34 protein-coding genes and 1 tRNA gene are annotated in these 25,412 nt (G+C 51.0%); 30 read left to right on the top strand and 5 right to left on the bottom strand.

The features are described 5' to 3' along the window. Window positions 1-6 precede the first annotated feature (6 nt). From rpsQ to prfA, 21 genes are all read left to right on the top strand, one after another. The gene (gene rpsQ, locus AC2JC8_RS04350; protein WP_484399933.1) at window positions 7-261 is read left to right on the top strand and encodes a 30S ribosomal protein S17; all 255 of its coding nucleotides are present in this window, start codon (window positions 7-9) and stop codon (window positions 259-261) included. Between the two features lie 10 nt (window positions 262-271). After that, a complete protein-coding gene (gene rplN / locus AC2JC8_RS04345; RefSeq protein WP_255131166.1) occupies window positions 272-637 on the top strand; it encodes a 50S ribosomal protein L14 in 366 nt (121 codons plus the stop codon). 31 nt (window positions 638-668) lie between these two features. Beyond that, a complete protein-coding gene (rplX, locus tag AC2JC8_RS04340) occupies window positions 669-980 on the top strand; it encodes a 50S ribosomal protein L24 (protein ID WP_255131190.1) in 312 nt (103 codons plus the stop codon). A gap of 85 nt (window positions 981-1,065) precedes the next feature. Then, window positions 1,066-1,605, top strand: coding sequence for a 50S ribosomal protein L5 (gene rplE, locus AC2JC8_RS04335; protein ID WP_255131165.1), 540 nt, complete (start codon window positions 1,066-1,068; stop codon window positions 1,603-1,605). A 23-nt stretch (window positions 1,606-1,628) separates the two neighbouring features. Next, window positions 1,629-2,030: a 30S ribosomal protein S8 gene (gene rpsH / locus AC2JC8_RS04330; protein ID WP_255131164.1), complete on the top strand. Its 402-nt coding sequence runs from the start codon at window positions 1,629-1,631 to the stop codon at window positions 2,028-2,030. A gap of 14 nt (window positions 2,031-2,044) precedes the next feature. Then, a complete protein-coding gene (gene rplF / locus AC2JC8_RS04325) occupies window positions 2,045-2,584 on the top strand; it encodes a 50S ribosomal protein L6 (RefSeq protein WP_484399931.1) in 540 nt (179 codons plus the stop codon). 30 nt (window positions 2,585-2,614) lie between these two features. Then, the gene (gene rplR, locus AC2JC8_RS04320) at window positions 2,615-2,980 is read left to right on the top strand and encodes a 50S ribosomal protein L18 (protein ID WP_484399930.1); all 366 of its coding nucleotides are present in this window, start codon (window positions 2,615-2,617) and stop codon (window positions 2,978-2,980) included. A 12-nt stretch (window positions 2,981-2,992) separates the two neighbouring features. Further along, window positions 2,993-3,664, top strand: coding sequence for a 30S ribosomal protein S5 (rpsE, locus tag AC2JC8_RS04315; protein ID WP_484594258.1), 672 nt, complete (start codon window positions 2,993-2,995; stop codon window positions 3,662-3,664). Window positions 3,665-3,674: 10 nt separating this feature from the next. Further along, on the top strand, window positions 3,675-4,127 hold the full coding sequence (rplO, locus tag AC2JC8_RS04310; RefSeq protein ID WP_255131160.1) for a 50S ribosomal protein L15: 453 nt from the start codon (window positions 3,675-3,677) through the stop codon (window positions 4,125-4,127). Window positions 4,128-4,156: 29 nt separating this feature from the next. Further along, window positions 4,157-5,476 carry a preprotein translocase subunit SecY gene (gene secY, locus AC2JC8_RS04305; RefSeq protein WP_484399927.1) on the top strand — a complete coding sequence of 440 codons (1,320 nt, stop codon included), beginning with the start codon at window positions 4,157-4,159 and terminating at the stop codon, window positions 5,474-5,476. Further along, window positions 5,473-6,021 carry an adenylate kinase gene (locus AC2JC8_RS04300; protein WP_484594257.1) on the top strand — a complete coding sequence of 183 codons (549 nt, stop codon included), beginning with the start codon at window positions 5,473-5,475 and terminating at the stop codon, window positions 6,019-6,021. The genes secY and AC2JC8_RS04300 overlap by 4 nt, the downstream gene beginning before the upstream one ends. A gap of 59 nt (window positions 6,022-6,080) precedes the next feature. Next, window positions 6,081-6,194, top strand: coding sequence for a 50S ribosomal protein L36 (gene rpmJ, locus AC2JC8_RS04295; RefSeq protein ID WP_048018126.1), 114 nt, complete (start codon window positions 6,081-6,083; stop codon window positions 6,192-6,194). A 131-nt stretch (window positions 6,195-6,325) separates the two neighbouring features. Further along, window positions 6,326-6,691 carry a 30S ribosomal protein S13 gene (gene rpsM / locus AC2JC8_RS04290; RefSeq protein WP_484399925.1) on the top strand — a complete coding sequence of 122 codons (366 nt, stop codon included), beginning with the start codon at window positions 6,326-6,328 and terminating at the stop codon, window positions 6,689-6,691. 114 nt (window positions 6,692-6,805) lie between these two features. Beyond that, complete coding sequence (gene rpsK, locus AC2JC8_RS04285; RefSeq protein WP_255132823.1) at window positions 6,806-7,198, top strand: 30S ribosomal protein S11; 393 nt, start codon at window positions 6,806-6,808, stop codon at window positions 7,196-7,198. Between the two features lie 58 nt (window positions 7,199-7,256). Next, the gene (locus AC2JC8_RS04280; RefSeq protein WP_484399923.1) at window positions 7,257-8,195 is read left to right on the top strand and encodes a DNA-directed RNA polymerase subunit alpha; all 939 of its coding nucleotides are present in this window, start codon (window positions 7,257-7,259) and stop codon (window positions 8,193-8,195) included. Window positions 8,196-8,224: 29 nt separating this feature from the next. Next, window positions 8,225-8,575, top strand: coding sequence for a 50S ribosomal protein L17 (gene rplQ, locus AC2JC8_RS04275; protein ID WP_255132828.1), 351 nt, complete (start codon window positions 8,225-8,227; stop codon window positions 8,573-8,575). Further along, window positions 8,572-9,426, top strand: coding sequence for a tRNA pseudouridine(38-40) synthase TruA (gene truA, locus AC2JC8_RS04270; RefSeq protein WP_484399922.1), 855 nt, complete (start codon window positions 8,572-8,574; stop codon window positions 9,424-9,426). Before rplQ ends, truA begins: the two co-directional genes overlap by 4 nt. 68 nt (window positions 9,427-9,494) lie before the next feature. Next, window positions 9,495-9,947, top strand: a complete 453-nt coding sequence (gene rplM / locus AC2JC8_RS04265; protein WP_255132832.1) for a 50S ribosomal protein L13 — start codon at window positions 9,495-9,497, stop codon at window positions 9,945-9,947. Beyond that, complete coding sequence (gene rpsI, locus AC2JC8_RS04260; RefSeq protein ID WP_255132834.1) at window positions 9,944-10,351, top strand: 30S ribosomal protein S9; 408 nt, start codon at window positions 9,944-9,946, stop codon at window positions 10,349-10,351. The genes rplM and rpsI overlap by 4 nt, the downstream gene beginning before the upstream one ends. Before the next feature lie 8 nt (window positions 10,352-10,359). Then, complete coding sequence (gene rpmE / locus AC2JC8_RS04255) at window positions 10,360-10,593, top strand: 50S ribosomal protein L31 (RefSeq protein WP_255132836.1); 234 nt, start codon at window positions 10,360-10,362, stop codon at window positions 10,591-10,593. 23 nt (window positions 10,594-10,616) lie between these two features. Further along, window positions 10,617-11,711 carry a peptide chain release factor 1 gene (gene prfA, locus AC2JC8_RS04250; protein ID WP_255132838.1) on the top strand — a complete coding sequence of 365 codons (1,095 nt, stop codon included), beginning with the start codon at window positions 10,617-10,619 and terminating at the stop codon, window positions 11,709-11,711. Here prfA and AC2JC8_RS04245 read toward each other — a convergent pair whose 3' ends face one another. Continuing rightward, complete coding sequence (locus AC2JC8_RS04245) at window positions 11,712-12,209, bottom strand: HNH endonuclease (RefSeq protein ID WP_399218818.1); 498 nt, start codon at window positions 12,207-12,209, stop codon at window positions 11,712-11,714. It lies immediately after the preceding gene. Window positions 12,210-12,258: 49 nt separating this feature from the next. Between AC2JC8_RS04245 and alr the strand changes: the two genes are divergently transcribed. The 4 genes from alr to AC2JC8_RS04225 all read left to right on the top strand — a co-directional run bounded on the left by alr (window position 12,259) and on the right by AC2JC8_RS04225 (window position 14,056). Then, on the top strand, window positions 12,259-13,407 hold the full coding sequence (gene alr / locus AC2JC8_RS04240) for an alanine racemase (protein WP_484594256.1): 1,149 nt from the start codon (window positions 12,259-12,261) through the stop codon (window positions 13,405-13,407). A gap of 18 nt (window positions 13,408-13,425) precedes the next feature. Then, window positions 13,426-13,514 (top strand) — tRNA-Ser (locus AC2JC8_RS04235). Between the two features lie 89 nt (window positions 13,515-13,603). Continuing rightward, window positions 13,604-13,780, top strand: coding sequence for a hypothetical protein (locus AC2JC8_RS04230; protein WP_484399919.1), 177 nt, complete (start codon window positions 13,604-13,606; stop codon window positions 13,778-13,780). A gap of 33 nt (window positions 13,781-13,813) precedes the next feature. Continuing rightward, a complete protein-coding gene (locus AC2JC8_RS04225; RefSeq protein WP_484399918.1) occupies window positions 13,814-14,056 on the top strand; it encodes a hypothetical protein in 243 nt (80 codons plus the stop codon). Between the two features lie 13 nt (window positions 14,057-14,069). On the opposite strand, the gene AC2JC8_RS04220 is transcribed toward AC2JC8_RS04225, so the two are convergent. Further along, entirely contained in the window at window positions 14,070-14,243 is a 174-nt protein-coding gene (locus tag AC2JC8_RS04220; RefSeq protein WP_295473409.1) for a hypothetical protein, read from the bottom strand. 37 nt (window positions 14,244-14,280) lie between these two features. Next, window positions 14,281-15,204 (bottom strand): serine hydrolase, encoded by a 924-nt coding sequence (locus AC2JC8_RS04215; RefSeq protein WP_484399917.1) that lies wholly within the window; start codon window positions 15,202-15,204, stop codon window positions 14,281-14,283. A gap of 17 nt (window positions 15,205-15,221) precedes the next feature. Here AC2JC8_RS04215 and AC2JC8_RS04210 point away from each other — a divergent pair, with 17 nt between their 5' ends. From AC2JC8_RS04210 to AC2JC8_RS04190, 5 genes are all read left to right on the top strand, one after another. After that, on the top strand, window positions 15,222-15,953 hold the full coding sequence (locus tag AC2JC8_RS04210; RefSeq protein ID WP_484399915.1) for a C40 family peptidase: 732 nt from the start codon (window positions 15,222-15,224) through the stop codon (window positions 15,951-15,953). Beyond that, a complete protein-coding gene (locus AC2JC8_RS04205) occupies window positions 15,934-16,914 on the top strand; it encodes a glycosyltransferase family 2 protein (RefSeq protein ID WP_484399970.1) in 981 nt (326 codons plus the stop codon). Before AC2JC8_RS04210 ends, AC2JC8_RS04205 begins: the two co-directional genes overlap by 20 nt. Before the next feature lie 106 nt (window positions 16,915-17,020). Then, window positions 17,021-17,137, top strand: coding sequence for a photosystem I reaction center subunit VIII (locus tag AC2JC8_RS04200; protein WP_484399914.1), 117 nt, complete (start codon window positions 17,021-17,023; stop codon window positions 17,135-17,137). Window position 17,138: 1 nt separating this feature from the next. After that, on the top strand, window positions 17,139-17,630 hold the full coding sequence (locus AC2JC8_RS04195) for a photosystem I reaction center subunit XI (RefSeq protein WP_484399913.1): 492 nt from the start codon (window positions 17,139-17,141) through the stop codon (window positions 17,628-17,630). A 56-nt stretch (window positions 17,631-17,686) separates the two neighbouring features. Then, window positions 17,687-20,854, top strand: coding sequence for an efflux RND transporter permease subunit (locus AC2JC8_RS04190; protein ID WP_484594255.1), 3,168 nt, complete (start codon window positions 17,687-17,689; stop codon window positions 20,852-20,854). A gap of 164 nt (window positions 20,855-21,018) precedes the next feature. Here AC2JC8_RS04190 and psaB read toward each other — a convergent pair whose 3' ends face one another. Further along, window positions 21,019-23,229, bottom strand: coding sequence for a photosystem I core protein PsaB (psaB, locus tag AC2JC8_RS04185; protein ID WP_295456561.1), 2,211 nt, complete (start codon window positions 23,227-23,229; stop codon window positions 21,019-21,021). A 24-nt stretch (window positions 23,230-23,253) separates the two neighbouring features. Further along, on the bottom strand, window positions 23,254-25,412 hold a 2,159-nt coding region (gene psaA / locus AC2JC8_RS04180), incomplete at its 5' end, for a photosystem I core protein PsaA (RefSeq protein WP_484594254.1).

Raw genomic sequence — 25,412 nt, 5'->3', positions numbered from 1 at the left:
AAAACCATGGCATTAAAAGAAAGGGTCGGCACCGTCGTTAGCGACAAGATGGATAAAACGGTGGTGGTGGCGGTAGAAAACCGTTTTCCCCATCCCATCTACAAAAAGACGGTTAGCCGCACCACCAGATACAAAGTCCATGATGAGGAAAATCGTTGCCAAATCGGCGACAAAGTTCGCATCACCGAAACCCGTCCGCTAAGTCGTACCAAACGCTGGGCGGTGGCCGAAATTATGACAACACTCCTCGGGGCCCGCTGAGCTAAAACCCATGATTCAGCAAGAAAGCTACCTAAACGTTGCCGACAACAGCGGTGCCAAACGGATCCAATGCATTCGTGTATTGGGTACAAACCGTCGCTACGCCCACGTAGGTGATGTGATTGTTGCCGCCGTTAAAGATGCCATGCCCAACATGGGTGTCAAAAAATCAGACGTGGTGAGAGCCGTAGTTGTTCGCACTAGGCACACCCTGCGTCGCGACACCGGCAATTCGATTCGCTTCGACGACAACGCCGCTGTGATCATCAATGCCGACAACAACCCGAAGGGCACCCGTGTTTTTGGCCCAGTTGCCAGAGAACTTCGGGAACGCAATTTCACAAAGATTGTTTCGCTCGCTCCGGAGGTGATCTGACATGTCAGCTCCCACCCCCACCCGGATCAAGATGAAGATCCGAAAAGGCGACACCGTTCAGGTGATCACGGGCAAAGATAAGGGTAAAACCGGCGAAGTACTTCGCACTTTTCCCTGGGAAAACCGTGTGCTTGTTCAAGGCTTAAACCTGAGAACTAAGCATGTAAAACCCACCCAAGAAGGTGAAACAGGCCGAATCCTCACTGAAGAAACAGCAATTCATGCTTCCAATGTGATGGTTTATTCCACTTCTAAACAAGTGGCAAGCCGGGTTGAACTTGTTACCGACAAAGACGGCAACAAAAAACGCAGGCTCAAGAAAACTGGGGAACTTCTTGATTGAAGCCCCTTAGCTTCAGCCACTCCCTCTCTTTCAACACCTTTTTCTGGCTCTGACCCAGTCCAGAGTCGCCACTAAATCCCCCGCCATGTCCCTTAAAACTCGCTACCGGGAAGCGATCCAGCCAAAGCTGCTCAAGGATCTCAACTTTTCCAATATGCACCAGGTTCCAAAAGTGGTGAAAATCACTGTGAACCGTGGTCTTGGTGAAGCGGCTACAAATGCCAAAGCCCTTGAAGCATCTCTAACTGAAATCGCTACCATCACCGGCCAAAAGCCGATGGTTACCCGAGCTAAGAAAGCCATCGCCACATTCAAGATTCGTGCTGGCATGCCGATTGGTATCGCCGTTACCCTTCGGGGCGACAGGATGTATGCCTTTTTAGAACGCCTAATCAACTTGGCGTTGCCACGTATCAGGGATTTTCGCGGGGTAAGTGAAAAGAGTTTTGATGGACGGGGTAACTACACCCTTGGGGTTCGGGAACAGATCATCTTTCCTGAAATCTCCTTCGACAAGATCGACGCCATCCGGGGCATGGACATCACCATCGTGACCAGCGCCCGTAACGACGAAGAGGGCCGCGCCCTACTTCGCGAGATGGGGATGCCGTTCCGCAGCAACTGATTGCCCTCGTTCCGGAAACCGCTATGGCCAACCACGACCCAATTTCAGACATGCTCACTCGCATTCGTAATGCGTGTGAAAAACGTCACCCAACCACCCGCATTCCTTCCTCTCGGATGTGCCGCAGTATCGCAAAGGTGCTGCAGCAGGAGGGTTTCATCTCCGAAATCGCCGAGGAAGGCGAAGGGGTGAGCACTCAAATAGTGCTCTCCCTCAAATACAGCGGCAAGCAACGCCAGCCCTCAATTCGCTCAGTGCAGCGTGTGAGTAAGCCAGGTTTGCGCGTCTACAAAAACCGCCGCGAACTACCCAAAGTTTTGGGTGGCCTCGGCGTTGCAATCATCTCTACCTCGAAAGGGGTAATGAGCGACCGCACCGCCCGTAAAGAAGGCGTGGGCGGTGAAGTGCTCTGCTACGTGTACTGATCGGAGAACAAACCATGTCACGCATAGGCAAAAATCCGATCCCCCTCCCAGACAAAGTGTCTGTAGAGATCAATGGGCTTGCCGTAAAGGTGAAAGGCCCTAAAGGTGAACTCAGCCGCCTACTACCTGAAGGGGTAGTTATTACTCAAGCTGAAAACATTCTCACCGTGGCAGCCGTAGATGCCACCCGTCGTTCCAGGGAACGTCACGGTCTTTGCCGCACCCTGGTGGCAAACATGGTGGAAGGTGTTTCTAAGGGCTTTACCCGCAAACTCGAAATCATCGGTGTTGGTTATCGCGCCGCTGTTAAGGGCAAAACCCTTGTTGTGAACGCCGGCTACAGCCACCAAGTGGAAATTGAACCCCCTAGCGGCGTCACATTTGCAGTGGAAAACAACACTCAGGTGATGGTTTCCGGGGCGGACAAAGAGATTGTGGGCAATGAAGCCGCAAAAGTTCGTGCCATTCGGCCACCGGAGCCCTACAAAGGTAAAGGGATCAAATACGAGGGTGAACGCATCCTTCGCAAGGCCGGAAAGACCGGCAAGAAATAAGGCCGTTCCTCTCTTTTTTAAATTCCTGCCATGTCTCCCTCCTCTCGCAAACAACAAACCCAACGCCGTCATCGGCGTTTGCGTCGTCACCTTGAAGGCACGCCAGAGCGTCCACGGCTTGCCGTATATCGCTCTAACGAGCACATATATGCTCAAGTGATAGACGACGCCGCCCAGCACACCTTGGCGGCTGCCTCCAGCCTCGATAAGGATCTACGCACTGGTTTGAACAGTGGCTCCAACTGCGATGCTTCTATCGCTGTTGGTCAGCTGGTCGCCAAGCGTGCCCTTGCCAAAGGCATCAACCAGGTGGTCTTCGATCGCGGCGGCAACCTGTACCACGGTCGGGTTAAAGCCCTTGCCGAAGCTGCCCGGGAAGCGGGCCTTAAGTTCTGATCCTGCAAAACCATGACTGCATCCAACGACCAATTCCAAGCTCAAGACATTCCCGGCGCTGCTGATGTTCCCGCCGCTGCCGAAGGGCAGGGAGATCGCCGTGGCGGCCGCGGTGGCGGAGCTGGCGGTGGCGGTGGCGGTGGCGGTGGTGATCGTCGCGGCCGGGGCGAAAAACGCGGTAACCGTCGGGATCAAGAACGCGATTCCGAATGGCAAGAACGGGTTGTTCAAATACGCCGTGTTTCCAAAACAGTAAAAGGCGGTAAAAAAATGAGCTTCAGGGCCATCATCGTTGTAGGCAACGAGAAGGGTCAAGTTGGTGTTGGTGTTGGTAAAGCAGGAGATGTAATTGGCGCTGTTAAAAAAGGCGTGGCCGATGGCAAGAAAAATCTTGTAAAAGTACCCCTCACTCGTTTCAACTCCATTCCCACCATGGGTACAGGTTGCGATGGCGCTGCCAGTGTTTTGATTCGTCCTGCAGCTCCTGGTACCGGAGTTATCGCTGGGGGATCGATCCGCACTGTGCTCGAGTTGGCAGGCGTTAAAAACGTTCTGGCAAAACGCCTGGGCAGTAAAACTCCGCTCAACAATGCGCGGGCTGCCATGGTGGCCTTACGGGGGCTTCGCACCCACCAAGACACCGCCAAGGAACGCGGTATTCCTTTAGAGCAGATCTATTCCTGAGCCCATAACCATGTCACTAACACTTCAAACTCTCAAACCCCAGAAAGGTTCCCGTCGTCGCAAACTCCGCAAGGGTCGCGGTATTGCAGCTGGCCAGGGCGCCAGCTGTGGTTTTGGAATGCGCGGGCAAAAATCAAGATCCGGTCGCCCCACCAGGCCAGGTTTTGAAGGTGGCCAAATGCCCCTCTACCGTCGCGTACCAAAGCTCAAGCACTTCACATTGGTGAATCCCACCTACTACACCGTGCTCAATGTGGGCAAACTTGCCCAAATGAAGGCCGGTTCTGTTGTTACTTGTGAATCTTTAGAAGAAGCTGGAGTTATTACCAGCCCCAAACATCCTCTTAAAGTTCTCGGTAATGGAGATCTAACGGTGAAATTAACCGTACGCGCAGCAGCTTTCACCGCCTCAGCTCGGGAAAAAATTGAAGCTGCAGGGGGCAGCTGCGAGATAATCGATTAAAAATTTCATCTTTTTGAGCCCACCAATCCATGCTTCTTAGTAGGGGTCGCACCCCAAGCGCTGGCGAAGTTATTACTCAACTGGTCCAAGCCAAAGTTCTGAGAAATCGCGTTCTCACAACTCTTGGCCTTTTGGTATTGGTGAGGCTTGGCATTTATATCCCGATGCCAGGCATCGATCGGGTTGCATTTCAACAATTCATTCAGCAAGGCGGACAGCTGATTGGATTTTTAGACATCTTTACCGGTGGTGGTATTTCCTCCCTCGGCATTTTTGCTTTAGGCATTTTGCCTTTCATTAATGCTTCGATAATTCTGCAGTTGTTAACGGCATCTCTGCCAGCCCTTGAAGATCTCCAAAAGAATGAGGGGGAGGCTGGTAGACGCAAAATTGCCCAGATAACCCGTTATGTAGCTCTGGGTTGGGGAGTTTTGCAAAGTGTCGTTTTTGCTTTAATCCTGAGGCCCTATGCGGTGGATTCCGTTTCGAGCACAGTTTTTGTAGTGCAGACAGCCTTAGCACTTGTTACGGGTTCAATGGTGGTGATGTGGATATCGGAAGTAATCACCGAACGGGGTATCGGCCAAGGGGCTTCTCTAGTGATCTTCCTCAACATTGTTGCCACCTTGCCTAAGGCCCTTGGCTCCACCGTTGAGCTAGCCCAAAGTGGAGATCGAGGCACCATCGCGGGCATTCTCGTTTTGGTATTGGTTTTTTTGATCACCATCCTTGGCATCGTTTCTGTGCAAGAAGGCAGCAGACGAATTCCAATAGTTAGTGCAAAACGCCAAGTGGGTAATGGAGCGATGCTGTCGGAGCGCCAGAGCTATCTCCCCTTGAAGCTCAACGCAGGTGGAGTGATGCCAATCATTTTTGCTTCTGCCGTGATCTTTTTGCCTTTAACAGTGGCAAATCTCACTAAAAGTGAATTGCTGATAAAAATTGCCGGTTATTTAAATCCAAATAGCAGCACACCTTGGCTTTATGCCCTGGCATTTTTTAGTTTGATATGTGGCTTTTCTTTTTTCCTAGCCACCCTTTCAATTAATCCACAAGACATCGCCACAAATTTAAAAAAAGGAGGCGTTGCGATTCCAGGGGTAAGGCCTGGCTCTGCAACAGCCAAATATCTAGGGGGAGTTCAGAATCGCCTCACCCTGCTTGGGGGCCTATTCCTTGGGGCAGTTGCAATTATTCCTGCAGCAGTTGAAGGGGCCACAAACGTAAGAACCTTTCAAGGGCTGGGGGCAACCTCCCTATTAATCCTTGTTGGAGTTGCGATAGATACGGCAAAACAAGTGCAAACTTATGTGATTTCTGAGCGCTACGAAGGAATGGTGCGCCAATGACCCACCGCTTACTTTTTCTTGGCCCTCCAGGTGCTGGTAAAGGAACCCAAGCAGAACAACTTGCTTTAAGTCATCAGCTTTTACATTTATCAACCGGTGATCTACTTCGAGCCGAAGTAAAAGCCGGAAGCCAGTTGGGCCTTGAAGCCGAAGCGGTGATGAATCGCGGTGAACTGGTGAGCGATGCCCTTGTTTTAGCAATCGTGCGTAGCACGCTCAGTAAGCATCAAGGTGGTTGGCTGCTAGACGGATTTCCTAGAAATCTGCCCCAAGCGCAGGCATTAGATAAGTTGCTATTGGAGCTAAATCAACCTTTGCAAAAGGTTCTACTAATGGAATTAGGCGACGATGAACTCGTTCAGCGCCTACTGGCAAGGGGCCGCACAGACGACAACGAGACAGTGATCCGCCATCGTCTTCAGGTTTACCGCGACCAAACCAAACCCCTAATCGAGTACTACCAAAATCGAGGCCAATTGCAGGCAGTGCCCAGCACTGGAAGCGTTGAATCAGTAGCAACCGCCATAGCACTAGTACTTCAATAACACTTGTCTCAAGCGCTCCACATGGTAAAGTCTTGGTTTGTAAAAAGGAGAGCACACCAATGAAGGTGCGCGCCTCAGTGAAGCGCATGTGCGACAAATGCCGGGTGATTCGTCGCCACGGCAGGGTAATGGTGATCTGCACCAACCCAAAGCACAAGCAACGCCAGGGTTAATTCCCTCCCCCTTTGCCAACAGTTTTAGCAATTGGTTACGGCCAACGGCTTAAAGCAGCTAGCTAAGGGCCAGCATCAAATCCAACAACCCCTGCATCGGCAGTGGTTTCACTCTCTACGAATTTTCTTCAGTGGCTCGGATCATCGGCGTAGATATCCCCCGCGACAAGCGGGTGGAGATCTCCCTCACTTACATCTATGGCGTGGGCCTTACCAGGGCCCAAAAGATCCTGGCCTTAAGTGGCGTTAATCCGGATATCCGGGTTAAGGATTTGAGCGATAGCGATGTCCAGAAGCTGCGAGTGGCAGCTGAAACATTCACTCTTGAGGGCGATCTTCGCCGCCAAGAGGGCATGGCCATGAAGCGTTTGCAAGACATTGGTTGCTTGAGGGGCCGTCGTCATCGCATGGGCCTCCCAGTTCGCGGCCAACGCACCCGCACAAATGCGCGCACCCGCCGTGGTGCCCGTAAAACAGTGGCCGGTAAGAAGAAGTAATTTTTTTTGCTTGCGCTGTTTTAAAAAGTTCTGCCGCCTGGGGAAATTCCCTAAAGGCGTCACCAGGGCTTCTCCGTTCCTTGATCACCTTCCTGCCCCTGCAGGCCCTAACCAATGGCAAAACCAGCCAAAAAAACAGGCCCTAAAAAGGCCAAACGCAACGTTCCCAACGGTGTTGCTCACATTCAGAGCACTTTTAACAACACCATTGTGTCTATAACAGACACATCTGGTGAAGTTATCTCCTGGTCTTCCGCTGGAGCCAGTGGCTTCAAGGGAGCTCGCAAGGGAACACCATTTGCCGCCCAAACCGCTGCTGAAGCTGCGGGCCGTCGCGCCCTCGAGCAAGGCATGAGACAGATCGAAGTATTGGTGCGGGGTCCCGGATCAGGCCGTGAAACAGCTATTCGCGCCCTTCAAGTGGCGGGGCTGGAAATCACCCTGATCCGAGATGTAACACCCCTTCCTCACAACGGCTGTCGCCGTGCCAAACGCCGTCGCGTTTGATCGCATCCGCTTTCTTTAACCGCCCTCCGGGCTCCTTCGCTCTTTAGATCTTCCGGCCGTGTTGCAGTTCCAAATTGACCGTGTCGATTACCAGATCGGCGAAGACCGTTCCCAAACTGGTGTATTCGTGATCGGGCCCCTCGATCGCGGCCAGGCCACCACCCTCGGCAATTCCCTGCGCAGGGAATTAATGAGCGGATTGGAAGGCACTGCCGTCACTGCCGTGCGTATTAGTGGCGTAAACCACGAATACGCCACGGTGCCTGGTGTTCGCGAAGACGTGCTCGACATTCTGTTGAATTGCAAAGAGCTGATCCTCAACAGCCGCAGCCAAGACACAGAAATAGGCCGCTTAGTTATGAGTGGCCCAGCCCAAGTAACAGCCGCCGATTTGCAATTCTCCTCCCAGGTTTCTGTGGTGGACAACAAAAGGCCGATTGCCACCATCGCTGATGGCCATAGTCTTGAACTTGAACTCCATGTAGAACGTGGAGTGGGCTACCGCCCAGTAGAGCGTGGTTGTGAAGACACTGCCTCCATCGATTTGCTCCAGATCGATGCCGTATTTATGCCCGTGCGTCGGGTTAATTACACGGTGGATGAAACCGCTGTGGGGGAAGGGGGCTCTGCACGGGAGAGGCTGCGCCTTGAAATCCAAACCAATGGCTCGATCACTCCAGACGATGCCATGGCCCAAGCAGCCAATCAGTTAATAACTTTGTTTCAACCTCTAGCTACTCTTTCAATGGTGGAAGAGCAAAGTGTTGAACCTGAACCCACCGCCGAAAGTCAGATTCCATTAGAGGAGTTAAACCTTTCAGTGCGTGCTTACAACTGCCTTAAGCGCGCTCAGGTGAACTCAGTATCTGATTTGATGGGCTTTAGTTACGAAGATCTTTTAGAGATCAAAAACTTTGGTTCAAAATCAGCAGATGAGGTGATTGAAGCCTTGGAGCGCATCGGCATCTCCTTACCCCAAAGCCGCACCCCCGTCTGACGGCTAACCCCCTATAAACCCGTTTCATCATGCGCCACCAATGTCGCGTTCCCATGCTGGGACGCCCCGCCGACCAACGCAAAGCATTACTCCGTGGTCTCACCACCCAACTGATCAGAGAAGGTCGTGTTACTACAACTAAAGCGCGAGCAAAAGCCCTGCGGGATGAAGCTGAGCGCATGATCACCCTGGCAAAAGAGGGCAGCCTTGCTTCCCGCCGCCGCGCCATGGGATATATCTACGACAAACAATTAGTTCATGCTTTATTCGATAAAGCCCCAGATCGCTACGGCGACCGCAAAGGGGGTTACACCCGCATCATCCGCACGGTGCCTCGCCGTGGTGACAATGCAGTAATGGCAATTATCGAATTGGTTTGAGTGAACGGATTGCCCTCTGTCTGCAATACGACGGGGGGCCTTTTTGTGGCTGGCAGCGACAAGAAGGCCATCCAAGCGTTCAAGCAACTCTTGATAAAGCCATCGATGCCCTTGATCCACTGCCGAGCAGCAGCCAACGTTTAAGCCGTAGTTTTGCAGCTGGTCGCACCGACAGCGGTGTACATGCCGCTGGCCAAGTAGTTCATTTTGATTGTCACGGTTCTATCCCAGCCAGCCGTTGGGCCGCTGCTTTAAACGGACGCTTGCCAGCAACCATTCGTATCAGTGCGGCTGCCGCTGTTGCGAACAATTGGCATGCCTGTTTTTCCGCCAGCTACCGCCGCTATCGATACACCATCTTCAATAGCCGTGGCCCCAATCTTTTTTTGGCCCCTTTTAGTTGGCACCGCTATCAATGCCAATTGCAAGATGCCGCAATGGCCCGTGCTCTAAGCGAACTGGTGGGTACCCACGACTTTTCGGCATTTCAAAAAGCGGGCAGCAATCGCCGCCATGGTTGCACAACAGTGGAAGAAGTGGAATTAAGCCGGGAGGGTGATTTGTTAACCCTAGAAATTCAGGCCACCGGCTTTCTTTACGGCATGGTGAGATTATTACTCGGACAATTAGTAGCCATTGGTGAAGGTCGTCTGAGCGAGGCAAACTTCCGCAGCAGATGGCAGCGATGTCTGCGGGAAGAAGTGAAAGAAGCTGCTCCCCCGCAAGGGCTTTGCCTGCTCCGGGTGGGCTATCCCCAGCCAGTTTTTCCATTAGCTGCGTGGTACGATTGTCTACCGCGGCATCGGTTGGAAGTTTCCGATCCGCCTCCTGCTGTTGCAACATCAGGTTGATTTAAAGCTTCCTATCCTCCAGATCCTGCATTGCAGGGCTAACCCCGTGGTTCCGGCCCGCCGGCGCGATGAACAAAACAGTTGTCCCCTCCATTCAATCCCTCGAACGCCACTGGTATGTGGTGGACGCGGAAAATAAATGTCTTGGCCGCCTCGCAAGCGAGGTAGCCCAGGTGTTACGCGGCAAAAACAAGCCCACCTTCACGCCTCATTTGGATGCTGGAGATTTTGTGATTGTGATCAACGCCGAAAAGGTGCGGGTTACAGGAAATAAATCCAGCCAAAAAGTGTATCGCCGCCATTCCGGACGCCCTGGTGGCATGAAGGTGGAAACCTTCTCTGCGCTACAGGGCCGTATTCCTGAAAGGATTGTGGAAACCGCTATCAAAGGGATGTTGCCCCACAACGCTCTTGGCCGTCAGTTATTTCGCAAACTGAAGGTTTATAAGGGCACAGAGCATCCCCATGCTGCTCAGTTACCGCAAATCCTTGAGCTTAATCCTGCCGCCACCTTGAAATGAGCATCACTAATAAGCCTGTTGTTTACTGGGGTACCGGTCGTCGGAAAACCGCAGTTGCCCGTGTGCGCGTGGTGCCAGGTAGCGGCGTCATCACCATTAATGGGCGTCCGGGAGATAATTATCTCAACTACAACCCCACATACTTGAGTTCCGTTCGAGCTCCACTCGAAACCTTAGGTCTCGCCAAGGAATACGACATCTTGGTGAATGTGCGTGGTGGTGGTTTAACCGGCCAAGCTGACGCCATTAAGCAGGGTGCAGCTCGCGCCCTCTGCGATCTTTCACCAGACAACCGCAAACCACTTAAAAGCGAAGGTCATCTCAGCCGAGATCCAAGAGCTAAAGAACGTCGTAAATACGGCCTTAAGAAAGCTCGTAAAGCGCCTCAATTCTCCAAACGCTAATTTCAATCATGCCAAAAGCCAATATCCATCCCACTTGGTACCCAGATGCCAAGGTTATATGTAATGGGGAAGTGGTGATGACCATCGGTTCCACATCACCCGAGCTGAATGTAGATGTTTGGAGTGGTAATCACCCCTTCTACACTGGTACTCAGAAAATCCTTGATACTGAAGGTCGGGTTGATCGCTTTATGCGGAAATACGGCATGGGTAGCATCGAAGATGCTCAAAAAGATACCTAAACCAATACTGAGCATCACCAATTTTGGACAGTTCCTTCGTGACCGATCGGCTCGAAGCCACCTGTCGCACATTTGAAGCTTTAGAACGTCAACTGGCTGATCCCAGTGTGACGAATAATCCACAAGAACTGTTAAAGCTGGCACGGGAACGCTCCAGGCTTGAACCCTTGGTGCTGGATTATCAGGCGTTACAGGTCATTACCAAGCAAAACCTGCAAGCAAGAGAAATGCTGCGGGAATCGAGGGGTGATGCAGAGATGGAGCTATTAGCTCAAGAAGAAATTGAATCACTTGATAATGATCGGCAACGATTAGAAGAGAAATTACGTCTTGCTCTTTTACCTAGCGATCCCCGCGATGAACGCAGCGTAATGTTAGAAATTAGAGCTGGCGCTGGCGGAGATGAGGCGGCTATATGGGCTGGTGATTTAGCCCGAATGTATGAACGCTATGCGCAAACTGAAGGCTGGCAGGTGCAGCCTGTAAGCGCTTCAGATGCAGAACTTGGTGGATTCAAAGAACTGATTTTAGCGATTCGTGGTGATGCTGTATTTAGCCAATTAAAATATGAAGCTGGGGTTCATAGAGTGCAACGGGTGCCTGCAACTGAATCCCAAGGCCGGGTACACACATCAACAGCCACTGTTGCCGTAATGCCTGAGGCTGATCCAGTTGATGTGCAACTAGATCCAAAAGATCTTGAGATTAGTAGTGCCCGCTCCGGTGGTGCTGGTGGGCAAAACGTTAACAAAGTAGAAACAGCTATTGATCTTTTTCATAAACCAACAGGAATCAGAGTTTTTTGCACTCAGGAACGTTCACAAGCGCAAAATCGTGAGCGCGCTTTGGAAATTCTAAGAGCTAAATTGTTAGCACTTGAATTAGAAGCTGCTGCTAATGCTGAAAGTTCAGCGCGGCGGGCCCAAGTTGGAAGCGGTGATCGCAGTGAAAAAATTCGCACTTACAACTACAAAGATAATCGAATTACCGATCACCGTTTGGGTCGTAACTTTCCATTAGAAACTGTATTGCAAGGGCAATTAGATGAAATTATTGGTGCCTGTATCCATGCCGATCAACAAAAGCAATTAGAAGAGCTGGCCCACAATCAAAATTAATTAAGCTCCAATAACATATTTGCGCCATTCTTCTCTGCGGCCATTTCGTATCTGGCGTGTTGCTTCAAAATAAAGTGTACTTACAGGCCGGCGCGGCACCGAACTCATCGGCATATCAGCTTCTTTTGGTGTGCGGCTACCTTTACGCACATTGCAACGGATACAAGCTGTAATTACATTTTCCCAGGTATCTTGGCCGCCGCGACTGCGGGGAATTACATGGTCGATTGATAACTGCTCTCCTTTGTAAGCGCAGTACTGACAGGTGTGATGATCACGCTGAAAAACATTGCGGCGGGTGAGTGGTAATTCTTTAAATGGAATCCTTACAAATTGACGTAAACGAATAACTGTGGGCGCTAATAAATCAGGCCTCAGGGTGCGTTGCTCATGTTCCAAACCTTCTGCCTTACCTTTCAACACCATCACTACCGCACGGCGCCAGCTGGTGATATTGAGCGGCTCGTAGGACGCATTTAAAACAAGGACGTGTCCCACGCAAAGCGACCGGGGTTGCTTCATGCTAACGAAATAGTGCAGCCCATCAATGTCGCTTCTGATGCATGGGCCCCAGCAGCGGGCCTGGGTGGAGATCAACCGCGATGCAATCACCCATAACACCAGTTGCATCAAGGCTTCTTTAGCGGAGCATTGTGAATTGATGGCAGTGGTGAAAGCTGATGGCTATGGCCATGGGGCTGTAACGGTGGCAGAGGCCGCCATAAAAGGAGGCGCCAGCAGTTTTGGTGTTGCCACCCTTGCCGAAGCAATTGAATTACGCCAGGCCGGTATAAAGCAACCTGTTTTAGTGCTTGGCAACCTGCAGGCGCCAGAGGAATTTCGCTGCTGCCTGCATTGGCAATTAATGCCCACGATCAGCAGTTTGCGCCAGGCGCAGCTGGCAAATCAGGAGGCTGCAAATGCCGGCCAATCACTGGCGGTGCAACTAAAACTTGATACCGGCATGGCACGTCTTGGGGCGCCATGGGAGGAAGGGCCGCAATTATTGGCAGCAATAAACGCCATGGCAGATCTCCAACTACAAGGTTTGTATTCCCATCTTGCAGATGCAGATCAACTCGCTAGTAGCCATACCCGATTGCAGCAACAACGTTTTGAAGAAGTAATGCAACATCTAATTGGCATTAACCAACGGCCTGGTTTTTGTCATCTTGCAAATTCAGCAGCCACCTTGGGCAACCGCGAATTGCACTACAACCTTGTGCGGGTGGGTCTTGCTATCTACGGCCATGCACCAGCTACACACCTGAGCCAAAAAATAGCTCTAAAACCAGCAATGACTGTGCGCGCCCGGGTAACACTGCTGCGGGAGGTGCCCGCTGGCGTGGGGGTGAGCTATGGCCATCGCTTTATTACGCAAAGACCAAGCCGGCTAGCTGTATTAGGTATTGGCTATGCAGATGGTGTGGCCCGTTTGCTGTCGGGCCGCATGGAAGTGATGGCCCAAGGTGAGCGCTTGCCCCAGGTGGGTGCCATAACAATGGATCAACTGGTGGTGGATGCTACGGATTTACCGTCTTTAGAGGAAGGGCATGTGGTAACCCTGCTGGGCCAATCCGGAAATGATCAGATCGGCCCTGAGGTGTGGAGTGAAACCTGCGGCACAATCCCCTGGGAAATTCTTTGCAGTTTTAATCACCGCCTACCGCGGCTGCCGCCTTGCCAGGAGCACTGATAAACTTTCCAAACCACTGGAGAGGTGGCTGAGCGGTTGAAAGCGGCTCCCTGCTAAGGAGTTACAGGGGGCAACTCTTGTCGAGGGTTCGAATCCCTCCCTCTCCGTTTCAAAAGGGTTCAAGCGGTTTTGAGACCGCTTGAACCCTTTTGTTTTTGTAAATCACTTAGATTTGTTCTGTAGTACAGGTACTTATATGAATAATCCTCTCTGGATGCTGCTGCCCTGGGCGGTTTTCGCTTTTGCTGTTGGGATCAAATTTTGGCGTATTACCAGCTTGATTCGCCGCCACGTACTTGTTAAACCCCAAAGCGTTGAAGCTTTTAGAAAAACCCTCGAGCGCATCTGGGCAAAAGATCAACAGACTGCATAATTACAACCAAGTTAATTGTGTAAGATTGAAATTATGGCATCAAGATTAACTAGGGAATATGCGCCTTTAGAACCGAATGCAAATCACTCCATCGTTTGCATTGGAGGTTCTGGAGGTGATGAATTTTTTTATTGCAACGAACAGGGCGACGTGGCAACGTTGATTTCCAACTTTAAAGAAAAATATAAAAAAATCACTGGATTTGCCGCAGTCAAGGTGGCGGTTTACAATATAAACTCAATTACAACAAGCCATATTATTGGTATCAACCTGTAGAGATTTATAAATCCTATTTATTAATTGCTTTCCAAACCCACCAAGCAACAAGTCCCCCAAAGATCCAAGGCAAAAGCCCCCTAAAAATCAGCAATGCCAATACAACCACAACGGCAGAAATAGCGGTGCGTTTTGTGATTGCCTTTGCATCATCACTCATAAAACGCCAGCGGGGGATGATAGCCATCACATAACAATAATTAAGCCAACTATAACAAAAAATATCAGCGCAATACTTTCCAAAGCTTGGTTGCTAGATCAGGCAGGAATTTTTCATCGGCGGCCCATTGGTTGCCTTCACTAAAAACTATCAACATAAACGGCGGGCAATCCGGCACCTCGCAGTAGGCGGCATCATGGCGCGCTGTACTCATCCAGCCAGCTTTACTCCATAAACAACTTCCCTCTGGTAGCCCTGCCCCCAAAAAACCATCCACCTGATTTTCCAGATCAGCCTTGCGATCAGCAATATCCAAACTGCGAGCTATCGCGCCACGAAGCCGGGCCCCTGCCAGTGGTGATTGCCAGGCACCAGCAATCACGGCATGGAGCAATCGAGCAGTGATATCGGTATTCAAACGGTTGCGATTTTCTTTATTAGGGCCATAAAACTGCTGTTCGCGGCCATAGGGGCCATCAGTCCAAGTTTTTTGGCAGGCGTTACAACCCTCCCATTCCGTCCAGCCCAATTTCGCAAACCATTGATTAACCAACAGGCGTTGGCGCGCCCAACTATTAAGTGGATCCTCAGGCAACTCAGCTCCACTGCTTGTACCCGTTAATAAATCCACCACAAATGAAGTGGCATCGTTACTTGAATCTTGCAACATCGCCCTAAATGCGCGGCGCAACTCTGCCCCTTCAAGCAATAAATCACGGCCTAACCAGCTTTCAATCGCAGCGCCATAAAAAAGTTTCACCACACTGGCGGGATATCGCAACTGCTGCCCCTGATAACTCGCCCCTTTTATGGGTAATTGCCAAAAGTCTTCGTTATTCAGTGAAGAGGCAATATCAATTGGCGAGTTGTTGTAAACCACCCAGGTAGCACTGATGTTGCTTAATTCTTCCGGCGCCAGCTGCGTTATTTCAGCAAGCGCTGTGCTTAATTGCTCCTCCAGCTGTGGATCCTGGCTGTAGAACGCCATTGCAAAGGCACATTGCTATGGGAACCCTAGTCAGCCTGCCAAATCCAAGCCTGCAGCCCCTCAGCTGCTGGCAATTAACTAAACCACTTGATCTTTACAGCAATCCAAGGGGCATGGGCCTTGCTACGCAAGCCTGGCCTGGCCGCTGTTTGAAAATTTTGGCAACGCCAGTAGAGGGGCGGCGGCGCTTGGTGCAATTAAAAGAAGATGGCTACCGCGGCTGGATCGAACCGCAACAACTAGTTGGCGCTGAGGTGAGCTGTGCGGCGGGGCGTCCCCGGCAGCTCAACGCCCCTGCTATCGATGCCCTCCTACCAAAGTTGCTAACAAACGCAATTGCTGCCATGGCAATTCCGAATACATATCTCTGGGGAGGCAGCCTCGGCCCCAATTTTGATTGTTCGGGCTTAGTTCAACGCTTATTTGCCGATCTCGGTGTTTGGATTCCAAGGGACGCCTATCAACAGGAACGCTTCTGTAATGCCGTAGCTGTTAATTCCGGCTGCTTTAGTTTGCTGGCCCCTGGAGATCTGATCTTTTTTGGTAACCCCAAACGTTGCAGCCATGTGGGGCTACATCTTGGAAACGGCAGATATTTGCATAGCTCCGGGATAAGCCATGGCCGTAATGGCATCGGTATCGATGCGTTATGGCCTAGCGATAAGCACCCTGTTGCCAGCCATTACAGGGCAGAAATACGTGGTGCTGGCAGAGTGCAGCGCTGCCACGATGGCAGCTACCTTCCCTAACGCTTCTCCAGCCGTGACTATTTCCGTGGTGATACCTCTGTTTAACGAGGAGGAGAGCCTGCCACTGCTGGTGGCTCAAGTGCTCGGCACCATGCGGCATTTGGGCGAAATATTTGAACTTGTATTGGTAGACGACGGCTCCAGCGATGGAACGGCAAAAGTGCTTACCCGATTAAGCGAAACCACACCTGAATTAGTGGCTGTGTTGCTGCGGCGCAACTACGGCCAAACAGCTGCGATGGCCGCTGGATTTGATGCAAGCAAAGGGGATGAAATCGTTACTTTGGATGGTGATTTACAAAATGATCCAGCCGACATTCCCTTGATGTTGCACAAGTTGCGGGAAGGCTTTGATCTGGTGAGCGGCTGGCGTCATCAACGTCAAGATGCCGCCTTAAGCCGTTTACTTCCTTCAAAACTGGCCAACCGTTTAATCGCATCAGTTACTGATGTGCGGCTCCACGATTACGGCTGTTCCTTAAAGGCCTATCGCCGTGAGGTGCTTGCAGATATGAATCTCTACGGTGAATTGCATCGCTTCCTGCCGGCTTTGGCCTCAATTGAGGGGGCGCGAATCACAGAACTAAAAGTGAATCATCAACCTCGCCGCTACGGCAAAAGTAAATACGGCATCGATCGAACTTTTCGTGTGTTGATGGATTTACTCACGGTGTGGTTCATGAAACGTTTTCTCACCAGACCAATGCATGTATTTGGATTTTGGGGGCTGTTGGCAATCGTGGCGGGCAGCTTGATGGGTTTAGTGCTAATTGCCGAAAAATTACTGGGCAATAACATCGCAAACCGGCCTCTTCTCACCCTTTGCGTGTTGTTGCTTTTGGCGGGGGTACAGCTTTTTTGTTTTGGGCTCCTTGGAGAATTGATGATGCGCACATATCACGAAAGCCAAGGACGCCCTATTTACCGCGTCCGCGCCACCTTGAGGAGCAGTGCAGCTTGAATTTTTATGACGCCTAAGCCCTGCCAATGAACCTGGGCGATTGAGGTTCGTACAGTCCGTTAGCTAGAGCCTTGGCTCTTGATGTTCTCACAGGTGTTTTCAACCAATGACTGGAGAATTTGCCGCAGCCTGGTTGCCCTCGGTGTTCATACCACTGGTAGGAATCGGTTTGCCTGCAGTAGTTATGGCTTTGCTTTTTAATGTGATTGAGGCTCGCGACTGAGATGACTGTCACCCCTGTCGCCGACCCCTGCGTCGGCAATCTGGCCACGCCTGTTAACAGCAGCTGGTTCACGAAGGCTTTTCTGAACGCCTTACCCGCCTATCGCCCATCCCTTTCGCCTAACCGCAGGGGCTTGGAAGTTGGCATGGCCCATGGCTTCTTCCTCTACGGACCCTTCAGTGTTTGCGGTCCTCTGCGCAACACCGATTACGCCGCAACAGCTGGCTTACTAGCTGCCGTTGGCTTGGTTTCAATTCTCACGGTTTGCCTCTCCATCTACGGCACTGCCGGCAGGGGACCAAACGTGCAGCCCCCTGATGCCACCATCGACAATCCTCCAACCGACCTGTTTACAAAAGCTGGTTGGGCCGAATTTGCCAGTGGCTTTTGGTTAGGTGGTTGCGGTGGAGCTGCCTTTGCCTGGTTCCTTGCAGGCACTGCTTTGGTTTCACCATTAGTGAACATCGCAGGTGGTGTTTGGAGCGTGGGCTAAGCCACGGCCCCTCTTCCGCTGACAAGATCAGATAACTAGCGCAGGGATTCCTGCTGATGTCAGTTTCTGATCCGTTTTTGAAGCGGCCGCTGCTCACCCTGGTGCTCAGCGTTTTGATAGTTCTAGCCGGGGTGGTGAGCCTTTTTGGCATGCAGGTGGAAAACCTGCCACCGATTGCCCCAAGCAAGGTAACGGTGCGGGCCACCTACCCCGGAGCGGGGGCTGAAGTGGTGGAGCAAGGGGTTACCACCCTGCTGGAGCGACAACTCAATAGCCTTGAAAGACTTGATTCAATCCGTTCATCCAGCACCGCAAATGGTGCAAGTGTTCAACTAACTTTCAGTGACGCAATCGGTGAAGATCGCCGTAGCTCTGAATTAAATCAAATTAATGTGCAAAACGAGGCAAATCTCGTTACCCGTCAATTGCCACAATCGGTAATACGCCAAGGCCTACAAGTAAGAAGAACAAGCACTGATCTTTTGATGGTGCTGAGTTTCAGTGATAAAAGCAAACTTTATAGCCAACAATTTATCAGCAGCTGGGTTGATCGTTATCTTCGCGATCCATTGCTTCGATTACCAGGAATTGGTGATGTAAGCCTCACTGGAAGTGGGAATTTAGCCTATCGACTCTGGCTAAATCCAGATCAATTAAATCTCTTCCGGCTCACAATTAATGATGTGAGTGTTGCATTACAAAGAGAAAATGTACTTGCAGCACTTGGGCAGGTGGGCGATGCCCCAAGCCCTGCTGATCAGCAATACAACCTGCCTCTACGCATGGAGGGAAGGTTACGTAGCCAAGAAGAAATTGAAAACCTAATCATTGCGCCTTTGGGCGATGGCAACAGCGTGCGTTTAAAAGATCTAGGGAGAGTTAGCCTCGGCGATGAAAACTACAACAGCAGTGCTCGCAACCTTAGGGGCCAATCCACCGTAGCTTTGTCTATTTTTCAACGAGATGGCAGCAACGCCCTGGAGCTAAGTGATGCTGTGGAATTGCTATTAGAGCAGGTTACACCAGATCTACCGCCGGGGTTAGAGATTCAAACCATCGTTGATGTAGCAGATAATGTACGCGAAAATATCAACCACGCCGTTGATGCCCTAAGAGATGCGGTGATATTGGTATTTATTGTTTTGCTATTGGGGTTAGGAAATTGGCGCTTGGCTGTAATAACTGCTATTGCGGTGCCAGTGTCTTTACTTGGTAGCTTTATTCTACTGCGAACAATGGATGGCTCCATAAACACTCTTACCTTATTTGGCCTTGTGTTGGCATCAGGGGTGGTGGTAGATGATGCAATTGTTGTTAGCGAAGATATCGGGCGCCGCATTGAACTTGGCGAAACCCCACGCCAGGCAGCCGGCAATGCAATGCAGGAATTAAGCGGTGCTGTGATTGCCACTTCCTTAGTACTTGTTGTGGTATTTCTGCCTGTATTGTTAATGCCTGGATCAGTGGGTAAATTATATCAGCCGATCGCTGTTGTGATTGGCAGTTCAATTCTAATTTCAATGATTAATGCCCTTACCTTTACACCAGTAGCTTCAACCATACTTCTTTCTCAAAATTTTGGCAGTGCGCCTAAACCATTGGCAATTATCCATAAATTTCTTCAACGCAGTGATAACTGGCTGTTAGAACTACGAAATCCATATCAAAAAGCACTGGAATATACATTTAAAAAGAGACGCTTAGTAATTATCGGCTTATTAGCTGGCCTTCTTGCAACTGGCATTGGCATAAAAAGCCTACCCACCGGCTTTATACCCCAAGAAGATGATGGCCAAATTCGTGGGGTGCTGGTGTTACCTGAAGGTGCATCGCTCACGCGCACTGAAAAGGCGATGGAGCAAATCCGCAAAGTGGTAGAAAAAGAACCGCTGGTAAGGGTGGGTAATTTTTATGCCGGTAGGTCTTTTGGTGATAGTGCCGCAAATAAAGGTGTATTTTTCCTGCGACTACAACCCTTGGATAAAAGAGGTTATGGAAACGATAAAAGCACTGCTGCAGTAATAGAAAAATTAAACTTACCGCTGCGAAAAGCACTTAAAGGTGCTGGCAGGGTGAACTTAAGCCAACCGCCACCGGTGCGTGGATTTGGCTCAGAAGGGGGATTGGAATTGGAATTATTAGATGTAAGCGGCGGCGGCTTAAGCCTTGGTGCCTTCGGTGAAGAAGCACAAGATTTCATTCGTAGAGCGGAAGCCACAGGTAAGTTTGAGCGCGTTAGCACCCGTTTCAATCCAGATTCACCAGCGCTGCAGGTGGTGCCCGATCGGCAAAGAATGGCGGCTGTTGGCGTAAGCCTTCAAGAACTGGTGGGGGTGCTTGGCGAAAGCTTTGGTAGCAGCTATGTAAACGACACCTTTGAAGACGGCAGGGTGCGGCGCATCTTGATTCAATTAGATGGCAAAGATCGCAGTAAACCAGAAGATGTTTTGCGGTTATTGGTAAGAAATAGAAAAGGGGATCTAATCCCAATTTCAAGCCTGGTGCGGCTTGAGCAGGCCTACGGACCCACCAGCATCAATCGCAGCGAGCAAAGCCGTGCAATTTCAATCCAAGCATTACCAAAACCAGGTATCAGCAGCGGCCAAGCAATTGAACTGGTGCAACAGGTACAAATCCAACGTAATAGCCCAATCACCCAATTGAATTTCACAGGGCTCACCCGGGAAGAACAAAAGGCAAGCGGTAGCACCTGGGGTTTATTTGCTCTTGGTTTAGCAGTAGTTTATTTGTTATTAGCAGCGTTATATGAAAGTGCAATTGATCCTTTAGTGATCCTGATTACGGTGCCATTGGGCTTACTTGGTGTGGTGATAGGGCTAGCGGGAAGAGGACTATTTCTTGATGTTTACGGCCAGGTGGGAGTTTTGGTATTAATAAGCCTGGCTGCAAAAAATGGAATTTTGATTGTTGAATTTGCAAACCAACGCTTGCAGGAAGGTAAATCTGTAAGTGCAGCAATTCGAGAAGCTGCTGCATTAAGGCTGCGGCCAATACTTTTAACAGCAGTAGCTTCCCTGGCTGGATTCTTACCCCTTGTGGTGGCACGAGGGGCTGGAGCCGCCAGCAGGGTGAGCATTGGCACTGTGGTTTTTAGCGGCTTACTAGTTTCAACTGCATTGAGTTTATTTGTATTACCAGTGATCTACGAAATTGTAAAAGAATGGGAGCTAAGGGGCAAAACGTTAGCAGCTAAGGATAGGTAAAGAAGCTCCAAAATTTAGCAAGTAAAGCAGATCAGTTTCAATGGAATGTGTAAATATCTTAGATTAAATATATAAGAATCACAAAATATAAATACATATTAGTATTTAATCCCACAAAAAAACCTCCGCCGAAGCGGAGGTTTTTTAATGAAACGAAAAGCTAGCTAGCCAAATTTACTAGCTGTTGATGCGATCAAGAAGGCAGCGTAGGTAAGGATATAACCAATGGTGAAGTGGGCTAAACCAACTACACGAGCTTGAACGATTGATAGTGCAACAGGCTTATCGCGCCAGCCCACCAAGTTGGCGAGTGGTGTGCGTTGATGGGCCCAAACGATGGTTTCAATCAGCTCTTGCCAATAACCACGCCAGGAGATGAGGAACATAAATCCAGTAGCCCACACAAGGTGACCAAACAGGAACATCCATGCCCAAACAGCCAAGTTGTTGCTACCGGAAGGGTTGTAACCATTAATCAACTGTGAGCTATTAAGCCACAGATAATCGCGGAACCAGCCCATCAAATAGGTACTTGATTCATTGAACTGAGCCACATTGCCTTGCCAAATTGCAAGATGCTTCCAGTGCCAATAGAAAGTTACCCAGCCCACGGTATTCAAAGCCCAGAACACTGCTAAGTAGAAGGAATCCCAAGCAGAAATATCGCAGGTGCCACCACGGCCAGGGCCATCGCAAGGGAAGGAATAACCGAAGTCTTTTTTATCAGGCATCAGTTTGGAACCCCTGGCATCAAGGGCACCCTTCACAAGGATGAGGGTGGTGGTGTGCAGCCCAAGCGCGATGGCGTGATGCACTAAGAAATCACCAGGGCCGATCTGTAAGAACACATCGGTATTAGGTGAATTAATTGCATCCATCCAACCGCCCATATAGGCAGCATTGGCATGACTGGCGGCACTGCCTGCATTAGAGAGCAGCACATCCATTCCATACATCGCTTTACCTGAAGCGGCCTGCACGAATTGAGCAAACACTGGCTCCACCAAGATCTGCTTCTCAGGCGTACCGAAGGCAACTACTACGTCGTTGTGAACATAGAGACCAAGGGTATGAAAACCGAGGAAGAGAGATACCCAGCTGAGGTGGCTAATGATCGCCTCTTTGTGCTCCAACATCCGAGCCAGAACGTTGTTCTTATTGGCTTCGGGGTCGTAGTCACGAATGAAGAAGATCGCACCGTGGGCAAAGGCACCACACATCAAGAAGATGGCGATGTATTGGTGATGGGTATAAAGCGCTGCCTGGGTTGTGTAGTCCTTTGCGATGAAGGCATAGGAGGGCATCGCATACATATGCTGCGCCACAAGGCTGGTAGCAACACCTAGGGAGGCAAGAGCTAAACCAAGCTGGAAGTGCAGTGAATTATTGATGGTGTCGTAGAGCCCTTTATGGCCAGCGCCAAGGTCGCCAGGGGTTCCCTTAGGTGGATTATGAGCTTCAAGAATTTCGCGAATCGAGTGGCCGATACCGAAATTGGTGCGGTACATGTGGCCGGCGATTACAAAAATGCAACCGATGGCCAAGTGATGGTGCGCAATGTCTGTGAGCCAGAGAGCTTCACTTTGGGGATGAAAACCACCAAGGAAGGTGAGGATCGCTGTGCCAGCCCCTTCAGAAGTACCGAAGAGTTGGCCCATGCCATCGGGATTCTCGGCATAAACGCCCCAGTTTCCAGTGAAAAAGGGTGCAAGACCTGCGGGATGGGGAAGCGTGGTGAGGAAGTTGTCCCAACCAACGTGTTGCCCACGGGCTTCAGGGATCGCCACATGAACCAGGTGACCTGTCCAAGCGATAGAGCTGAAACCAAACAACACCGCTAGGTGATGGTTAAGCCGTGATTCAGCGTTTTTGAACCAAGCCAAAGAAGGGCGGAACTTGGGCTGGAGATGGAGCCAACCGGCAAATAAAGCCCAGGCAGACAGGATCATCATGAAGATGGAACCCTGATAAAGCTCGGCGTTAGTGCGCATGCCGATGGTGTACCACCAGTGGTACAAACCGGAATAAGCAATATTCACCGGAGAAGAAGCGCCCGCTTGGGTAAAGGCATCAATAGCGCCTTGGCCGAAGTGGGGATCCCAAATCGCGTGAGCGATAGGACGGATATGCAGAGGATCTGTAACCCACTGCTCAAAGTTGCCTTGCCAGGCGATATGGAACAGGTTCCCCGACACCCAGAGGCCAATGATGGCCAAATGTCCGAAATGGGTGGAGAAAAGCTTTTGGTAAAGCTTCTCCTCGGTCATGCCGTCGTGGCTCTCGAAATCGTGAGCCGTGGCAATGCCGTACCAAATGCGGCGGGTGGTGGGGTCCTGGGCCAGACCCTGGCTAAACGAAGGAAATTTCGTTGCCATTGGATGAGGTCAGAAGGGGGTAAGTCAGCCCACCGCGATGATGCGGGCCAAGAAGAAGGACCAAGTGGTAACGATGCCGCCTAACAAGTAGTGGGCAACGCCAACCGCACGGCCTTGAAGAATGCTCAGGGCACGGGGCTGGATAGCCGGAGCAACCTTGAGCTTGTTGTGAGCCCAAACGATGGACTCAATCAATTCCTGCCAGTAGCCGCGGCCACTGAACAAGAACATCAGGCTGAATGCCCAGATGAAGTGAGCACCAAGGAACAGCAAGCCATAGGCGCTATTGGAGGAGCCGTAGCTGTTGATCACCTGGGAAGCTTGCGCCCACAGGAAATCACGCAACCAACCATTGATGGTGATGGCACCCTCGGCAAAGTTGCCGTTGGTTATGTGCTGAACCGTGCCATTTGCATTAACAGTGCCCCACACATCGCTTTGCATCTTCCAGGAGAAGTGGAAGATCACGATCGATAGGGAGTTGTACATCCAGAACAGGCCGAGGAACACGTGGTCCCAACCGGAAACCTGACAAGTACCACCACGGCCAGGGCCATCACAAGGGAAGGCAAAACCAAGGCTTGCCTTATCTGGAATCAACCGTGAGCTACGGCTGTAAAGCACACCCTTGAGCAGGATCAACACCGTCACGTGAATCGTGAAGGCATGGATGTGGTGCACCATAAAGTCTGCTGTGCCAAGGGGTATGGGCCCCATAGCAACTTTGTTACCCACCGCCATCACAGTGCCGTTAAACACTTCGCTCACGCCAGCAAGGGCGTTAGGGGCTGTGGAACCTGCTGCTGCTGCATGCAAGCCTTGAATCCACTGGGCGAATACAGGACGCAGCTGAATCGCCGAATCACTGAACATGTCTTGGGGACGACCCAAGGCACTCATGGTGTCGTTGTGGATGTAGAGGCCGAAACTGTGGAAGCCCAACCAAATGCACACCCAATTGAGGTGACTGATCAGGGCGTCACGAGCTTTGAGCACGCGATCAAGCACGTTGTCTACATGCTTCGCCGGGTCGTAATCGCGCACCATGGCGATTGAAGCGTGGGCGCCAGCACCAACGATCAGAAAACCACCAATCCACATGTGGTGGGTAAATATCGACAGCTGCGTTGGGTAATCGATACCTATATATGGATAGGGAGGCATCGCATACATGTGCTGGGCAACGATGATGGTTAAAGAACCGAGCATTGCCAAGTTCACCGCCAGCTGGGCATGCCAGGAGGTGGTCATGAACTCAAACAAGCCATCGTGACCACGGGTGGCAGGAAACAAGAGGGGATCGCCTTTCTGGCCTTCAAGGATCTCCTTGATGCTGTGGCCAATGCCCCAGTTGGTTCTATACATGTGGCCAGCCACGATGAACAGAACCGCAATCGCCAAGTGGTGATGGGCGATGTCTGTCATCCAGAGGCTGCCGGTAACAGGATTCAAGCCACCTTTAAAGGTGAGGAAATCGCTGTAGGCAGCCCAGTTACCGGTGAAGAAGGCACCAATGCCTTCCTTAATACCGGGATACAACTGACCCAATAAATCCTGATTCAGGAAAGCGTGGGGCAGGGGGATATCAGCCACTGAGGCAATGGTTTTGCCATCAAGACTGAGGGGTTGTCCTGCATCGATGGCATCCATCAACAGGGTGGTGGGCAGGGACACGTGAATCAGGTGTCCTGTCCAGGAAAGTGACCCCAAACCAAGCAGACCAGCCAAGTGGTGGTTGAGCATCGACTCAACGTTTTGGAACCACTCAAGCTTTGGAGCTGCCTTGTGGTAATGGAAAACGCCTGCATTGAGCATCAGGCCAGCCATCACCAAAGCGCCGATAGCCGTTGCTAACAGCTGAGTTTCATTTGTGAAACCCCAGGCACGCCAAACATGGAAGAGACCGGAGGTCATCTGGATGCCGCGGAAGCCGCCACCCATGTCGCCATTCAGGATCTCTTGGCCAAAAATCGGCCAAACAACCTGGGCGCTTGGCTTTACATGCAGGGGATCAAGAAGCCAACCGGAGTAGTTGGAAAAACGTGCTCCGTGGAAGAAAGCGCCGCTCAACCAAATAAAAATCACGGCCAAATGGCCGAAGTGAGCGCTGAAAATCTTGCGGGAAACTTCTTCAAGATCACTGGTGTGACTGTCGAAGTCGTGAGCGCGAGAGTGGAGGTTCC

Source organism: Synechococcus sp., from assembly GCF_982614295.1.
Note: the sequence above shows the minus strand (reverse complement) of the source record. Positions and strands in the feature narration are given on the sequence as shown.